Genomic DNA, 6,375 nt, shown 5'->3' on the forward strand with positions numbered 1-6,375 from the left:
AACTTATTATGCGCTTTTTTTAATTTGTTTTGGCTTTAAATAGCGTTGATACACTTGCGCATATTTGGAAAAGCTCGCCGGATAAATTTTTCCGCAACTAAGTAAGTGTGTGAACCACACCGGATAGGCGCCTAGCGCTTTGACTTCCATCAAAACGTCCACTTCTGGGGCTACCAGTTCACCCTCACTGGAACTATCTAACGTTAAGTCGGTGGTTCGGTAGCGAATCTGATGATCGAAAGTCACCCGAAAGTCGGCATTTCTTTGGCCATAAAAAGCTTCCCGGTCGTAACAAATTAAAACGCGGGGGAATAAATGGCGGCGATTCATTAAGTAATCAATTTCATTTTTGACTTGTTGGTCTTTAGGTGCGACCACCACACTCGCTGTGTGTTGGTTAAAAGCGGCAAGTTTTTCGTAAGGAATACCAATGCGGCGTTTATAAACAATGCCGGCAACTTTCTTTTTAATTTCTAAGTAAACGGGCGTTTGTGGGTCGTAGGCTACGCCGTAACTCCGAACGCGAAATTTCTCTTTGTATTTCGGTTTTTGTATCGAACGACGAATTAAATTAAAATTGCTGTCATCATAGTACAAAGACAAGATTGTATGTTTCCCGTATTGGTCTAACACCATTTCTTTGGCAAAAGCCTTTTTTAAATATGTGTATTGCTCAACGGTTAATACATATTTAGTTTCTTTCCGTTGAAAACGATTTTTAAGTTTCATTTCTCTCACCTCTTCTTAGAGTTTAAAGAGGCAACCATAAATGAAGCTTAAAAAAAACCGAACCTTGAAAAGTTTCAAGATTCGGTCTAAAAAAATTCATATTTTCTTTTCAATCGACAAATTCAAAGACAAATTCCCCAATGCGGACAAGGTCACCATCTTTGGCACCGCGTTCACGTAACGCTTCATCCACACCTAAGCCCCGCAATTGGCGGGCAAAGCGCAAGGTGGACTCTTCGTGATCAAAGTTGGTCATTTTAAAGAGTTTTTCAATATGTTCGCCACCTAATACCCAAGTAGCATCGTCGTCGCGGGCAATGGTGAAGGGCCGTTCCTCCGGTGTAAAGCCATAAGTCACCACATCTTCCACGACTTCTTCTTCGTAAAGCGGGAACTCTGGTGTAACGTCTAACAAATCGCAAGTGGCACTGAGTAGCGGTGCCAAACCTTTTTTCGTCAAACCAGAAATGGCAAAGACCGGTACTTTTTCAGCGAACTCATCCAGGCCAGTGTAAAGTTTTTCTTTAAAGATTTTAAGATTTGCTTCAGCTTCCGGCATATCCATCTTATTGGCCACGATAATTTGTGGTCGTTCCAACAAGCGCAAGTTATAGGTTTCTAACTCTTTATTGATGGCTAGATAGTCTTCGTAAGGATCGCGTCCTTCCATGCCCGACATATCAATGACGTGCAAAATGACCCGCGTCCGTTCGATATGTCGCAAAAATTGCGTTCCTAAGCCGACACCTTGGGAAGCTCCTTCAATTAATCCTGGTAAATCCGCCATCACAAAGCTGCGCCCGTCACCGACATCCACCATCCCTAGATTTGGTACTAAGGTTGTAAAGTGGTAGGCGCCAATTTTTGGTCGCGCTGCTGAAACGATAGAAAGTAACGTGGATTTCCCAACAGATGGAAAACCAACTAAACCTACATCAGCCAAAACTTTTAATTCTAATTCTAATTTGCGTTCTTCTCCTGGTTCACCATTTTCAGCTACTTCTGGGGCAGGGTTATTATGAGTAGCAAAACGAATATTGCCGCGGCCACCGCGACCACCGTGAGCGACAATTAATTGTTGTCCGTTGTCAATTAAGTCCCCTAAAACTTTCCCCGTTTCTGCGTCTTTGACCGTGGTTCCAGCTGGCACTTTGACTAGCCGGTCAGTGGCTCCGCGACCGTGCATTCCCTTACCCATTCCGTTTTCACCAGGTTGTGCTTTAAAAATGCGGTTGTAACGGAAATCCATTAAGGTACGCAAGCCTTCATCCACTACAAAAATAATATCGCCACCGCGGCCGCCATCGCCCCCAGCTGGTCCACCATCTGGCACGTATTTTTCACGACGGAAAGCCACCATGCCATCGCCGCCTTTACCAGCTTTTACTTCGATGGTTACTTGATCTAAAAACATGGACATCTTCATTGTCCCCCTTTATCATTCTCCGTTTCATTTTACTTGAATTTTTTAGAAATTGCTAGTGAGTCTCATGAAGTCTTCACCTCCCATGCCTCTTTTCTTTTTAAATAGGATATTATTTTTGCCGATAAAGAATGTATGATAAACTTTTCTTAGAGATAGTTACCTTAGTCAATCTTAGGAGGGATTGTATGGTTGCCAAAAAAATTCAAGGAACCGGCTTTTCGCCAGCCTTATTAGCGCAAAAAAAAGCTTGGCATCTCACTGGAGCCACCATCGAAGCATTGCCAAGCCCTCACGTCTTTATTCCGCTCCACCAACACATTGGCGCACCGACTAGTTCTGTCGTCAAAATCGGTGACACCGTGCAAAAAGGACAGCTATTAGGCGCCAGCGAACAATTTGTTTCCGCTAATGTTCACGCTAGTGTCTCTGGCAAAATTGTCGATGAAATTTTGTGGCCAGATAGCAACAACCAACAAAGTACCGTCCTCGTGGTAGAAAATGATTTTCAAGAAGAAACTTGTTATGGGACTACACCTGATATGTGGACAGAGCTTCCTAATGAGGAAATTTTACAACGCATTCAAAATGCGGGAATCGTCGGCAAAGGTGGCGCGACCTTTCCTACGCATATTAAATTAAGTGTGCCTTACGGTAGCTTAACCACACTAGTCATTAATGGCGCTGAATGTGAACCCTTTTTACAATCGGATGATTATCTCATGCAACAATCTGCTCCCGAAATTATCACAAGTGCGAAAATTGTCGAAAAATTAATTGGAGTGGAAAAAATTGTCGTGGGGATTGAAGAAGATAAACCAGAAGCCCTTTCAGCCATGAAAAAAGCCAGTGCATCTTGGCCAAACTTTTCAGTCGTCCCACTTCCTGTTTTTTATCCAGAAGGCGGCGAAAAGCAATTAATTAAAGCTCTACTTAACCAAGAAGTCCCCTTAGGAGCACTTCCGTCAGCACTAGGAGTAATCGTCTTAAACGTCGCAACTTTATTTGCCATCTATGAAGCGGTCACCCTTAAAAAGCCTTTGGTTGAACGAATCACTACCGTAACTGGTAATGTAGCACAACCGAAGATTTTTCGCGTTCCTTTAGGCACTCCTGTTGGCGCCTTAATTGATGCCTGTGGTGGACTAGATGTAGACGTAAACCAAGTACTTTTAGGCGGACCCATGATGGGACGGAGCATCTCTTCTTTAGCGGTACCGATTACCAAAGGAACCAATGGCGTGGTCGCCTTAAACGCCCGATTAAATCCAGCCACCACAGAAACGCCATGCATCCGCTGTAATCGCTGTGTGGTGGAATGTCCCATGGGCTTAATGCCTTTGTTGTTGGATCATTATTACCGTAAAGGAGATTTTCAACGTTTAGCCCAATTACAAGTTGAGGCGTGTATCAATTGTGGGGTCTGCACGTATACTTGTCCAGCCAAACGCGACCTAGCTAGTAATATCACCAAAGCTAAAGGAATCGTGGCCCAATTAAGAAAGGAGGCAGAAAGTGATGGAAAAAAATAAAAAATATTTCCAGAGTCCTAGCGCTGAGCTTTTTCAAGAACAGCATCAAGCTCCCGGTGCCTCCCCTCATCTCAAAAGTCCAGCAACTACCCAAAAGATAATGGGCTACGTCTGTCTCTCCCTTTTGCCTATTGTTTTATTTTCGGGCTACTTATTCGGCGTTGTCGTTTGGCGCAACTATTTATTGGCCAGCGCAACAGCCCTTTTGGGTGAACTACTTTGGTTTAAACTTACCAAACAAAAAATGCTTTGGGATTTCTCTTGTATCGTCACGGCCTTACTTTTGACGATGAACTTACCGCCTTCTGCGCCGTGGTACTTTCCCATCATCGGGAGCGGGTTTGCCATCATCGTCGTTAAACAATTTTTCGGCGGGCTAGGCTTTAATTTTTTAAATCCAGCATTAGGAGGGCGCGCCTTATTGGTACTTCTCTTCTTTAAAGAAATGTTTCAAATCAGTTGGCCAGATCCCCCTTTTGCTAAAATTGAGCCAGCCGTAGTGATGGCAACGCTCCAACAAGAAGCTTTAAGTGGGGCGACACCTTTAGCACAAATGGCACAAGGCGCACAACTTACCAATCAGCAACTGTGGCAAAGTTTTTGGGGCGTGATTGGTGGCCGAACGGGTGAAACGTCGGCATTTCTCATTTTATTAGGGGCGAGCTTTCTCTTGTATAAAAAAATTATTCACCCCCGTATCCCGGTAACTATTATCGCGGTGGTCGCTTTAGGCGCCTTCATCTTTGCCGGCGACGGTCTTTTTCAAGGCAGTTGGCGTGATGTCTTAGGTCACGTCTTAAACGGCGGCTTGTTACTAGGCGCTTTTTATATGGCGACTGACTATGTCACTAGCCCCAATACTAAATTAGGTGAATATCTCTTTGCTGCGAGTATTGGCGGGCTCATTCTCCTCTTCCGCTTTTTAGGCGCTACTCACGAAGGCGTCAGTTACGCTATCTTAATTATGAACTGTTTGGTCCCACTAATTGATTATCTCTTACGACAACGAGTACTAGGTGAAAAGCGTGGGGCAATCGGTGTCGTCTGGAAAGTCCCTGAAGATTAGGAGGTCTGGCTATGTTAACTTTTCCACTCCAATTACTTTTTCTTGGCGCGATTCTAAGTACCAATTACTTGTACCGTCATGAAGCAAAACACGATGCGGTTGCTCCCTTTTTTAAATTATGTAAAGGAACTAGTTTTGTTACTCTGACTTATTTATTGAGTGGCGGTAGTTATCGTTTGCTTACTAGTCATTTGATTAAGATTGAGAGTCCGATTCATCTTTATTTTATCGCTGGACTTCTTAGTCTTCTAGTCAGCTTGCTAAGCAGTTTTTTACTTCGCCTGGCCCCTTTGGAAAGAAAATATTTGCTCCCCATTAGTCTCCTTCTTGCTGTTAGCACTTTTCCTAATCTGACCGCTTTTAGCACGGGGCCTTTAGGGTACAGTTTCATTTATGCTGGCCAATATTTAATTTATACCTTTGCTTTTTGGGCGTGGCGTGATCGGCAAAAGATTACCCCACTCCTTCCTTTCCTTAATGGTTTACCGTTAGATATCCTCACCTTACTTTTGTTTCAACTGAGTTTTTCGTTTCTCAACGGCGTTTTCTTTGGTAAAATTTTTTAAAGTTAGCCTTGAAACTGCCCAGAAAAAAAGAAGCGCGTCAAAATCTTTCCACAGATTTTGGCGCGCTTCTTTTGACTATTTTTCTAACATTAATTATTCTTCATCTGCAACCATTAAGGTTACGCCGATGCTTGGAACCGTCCCAGATACTTTTTCTTTGCGAAAACCTATTTTTGAGCCGCTGGAACTATAAATACCCCAGTACACATAACCTGAGGCCGTTATTCCTTGTTGGTAAGCGTCTACGTTCACCCGAGCCTGAGGATTATTAGCCCAAAAATGTTCCAACATCGTCGCGGGATTTACGGTAAGTTGAGTATTAATTTCTTGTTGATAGACTTTAGTCAACTCTTGTAAAAAGCTTGTCGCAAAAGTTTCTTCTTCCGCTAATAATTCATCCACTTGCCAAGGAATCGTGACCGTTGTCGCTGCTTGTTTCGTTGTTGTTTCCCGCATATTGGTAGTCGTGTAGCTCTGACTGCCTAATTTATAAAACTCGGAGACTACTTCACCGGCGGTATGCTGATAGTAAGTTGGCACATAAGATAAATGCGACGTGATGGGGGTTGCTATTTTTTTCATTTCTAAAGGAGAAGCGGCCCTTTCTTTTATTACGACAACAGAAATGAACATCGTCAAAAGAACAACGATAGGCACATAGAGCCATTTTTTCTTCATAATCCCCACCTCTAACTTTTTTAAACAAGCGGTTACAAATTGACTATAGCATTAATTATTAGGAGGGTAAATATGCTAGCAGAAAGTTTTTTAAAGTGCTGGCGTTCATTTGAAATTTAGTCAAGTCCATAATCCTGTGTAAAAGTTTTGATACAATGCTGACTCTGAAATAGATGGTGAGCTTGTAATAGTTGGTGACCAGCAAAGAGGGTGGTGAGAACTTGTCAAAAGAAGAAGCAAAGCGACTTTTGACAAGTTTCGAAGCCCCCCTTATCATCCAGCTACTATTTCAACTCAGCGTTAAAACTGAATATATTTTCTGGATGAGCGGATCCAATCTTCGTGCAAATCCATCAATACTGCCCCAATCAGGCGATTGGC

General features: G+C 43.0%; 6 protein-coding genes. 3 read left to right on the plus strand and 3 right to left on the minus strand.

The window, feature by feature from the left end:
* Positions 1–6: 6 nt before the first annotated feature.
* Together FFM57_RS08705 and obgE are read right to left on the minus strand one after the other, a co-directional pair.
* On the minus strand, positions 7–729 hold the full coding sequence (locus FFM57_RS08705) for a polyphosphate polymerase domain-containing protein (protein WP_137600131.1): 723 nt from the start codon (positions 727–729) through the stop codon (positions 7–9).
* Between the two features lie 109 nt (positions 730–838).
* Positions 839–2,149: a GTPase ObgE gene (obgE, locus tag FFM57_RS08710; RefSeq protein ID WP_137600132.1), complete on the minus strand. Its 1,311-nt coding sequence runs from the start codon at positions 2,147–2,149 to the stop codon at positions 839–841.
* 191 nt (positions 2,150–2,340) lie between these two features.
* On the opposite strand from obgE, the gene rsxC reads away from it, so the two are divergent.
* Genes rsxC through FFM57_RS08725 form a run of 3 tightly spaced genes read left to right on the plus strand, consistent with a single transcriptional unit; the run spans position 2,341 to position 5,316 of the window.
* Positions 2,341–3,684: an electron transport complex subunit RsxC gene (gene rsxC / locus FFM57_RS08715; protein WP_137600133.1), complete on the plus strand. Its 1,344-nt coding sequence runs from the start codon at positions 2,341–2,343 to the stop codon at positions 3,682–3,684.
* Positions 3,671–4,750, plus strand: a complete 1,080-nt coding sequence (locus tag FFM57_RS08720; RefSeq protein ID WP_137600134.1) for an RnfABCDGE type electron transport complex subunit D — start codon at positions 3,671–3,673, stop codon at positions 4,748–4,750. The genes rsxC and FFM57_RS08720 overlap by 14 nt, the downstream gene beginning before the upstream one ends.
* An 11-nt stretch (positions 4,751–4,761) precedes the next feature.
* A complete protein-coding gene (locus FFM57_RS08725; RefSeq protein ID WP_137600135.1) occupies positions 4,762–5,316 on the plus strand; it encodes a hypothetical protein in 555 nt (184 codons plus the stop codon).
* A gap of 93 nt (positions 5,317–5,409) precedes the next feature.
* Here the strand turns inward: FFM57_RS08725 and FFM57_RS08730 are convergent, their stop codons facing one another.
* On the minus strand, positions 5,410–5,994 hold the full coding sequence (locus tag FFM57_RS08730; RefSeq protein ID WP_137600136.1) for a hypothetical protein: 585 nt from the start codon (positions 5,992–5,994) through the stop codon (positions 5,410–5,412).
* Positions 5,995–6,375 lie beyond the last annotated feature (381 nt).

The organism is Enterococcus nangangensis (genome assembly GCF_005405245.1).
Lineage (GTDB): Bacteria > Bacillota > Bacilli > Lactobacillales > Enterococcaceae > Enterococcus_J > Enterococcus_J nangangensis.

Coding starts and splice junctions, on each gene's coding strand:
- FFM57_RS08705 (WP_137600131.1), bottom strand. CDS start 729: ATGAAACTTAAAAATCGTTTTCAACGGAAAGAAACTAAATATGTATTA.
- obgE (WP_137600132.1), bottom strand. CDS start 2,149: ATGTCCATGTTTTTAGATCAAGTAACCATCGAAGTAAAAGCTGGTAAA.
- rsxC (WP_137600133.1), top strand. CDS start 2,341: ATGGTTGCCAAAAAAATTCAAGGAACCGGCTTTTCGCCAGCCTTATTA.
- FFM57_RS08720 (WP_137600134.1), top strand. CDS start 3,671: ATGGAAAAAAATAAAAAATATTTCCAGAGTCCTAGCGCTGAGCTTTTT.
- FFM57_RS08725 (WP_137600135.1), top strand. CDS start 4,762: ATGTTAACTTTTCCACTCCAATTACTTTTTCTTGGCGCGATTCTAAGT.
- FFM57_RS08730 (WP_137600136.1), bottom strand. CDS start 5,994: ATGAAGAAAAAATGGCTCTATGTGCCTATCGTTGTTCTTTTGACGATG.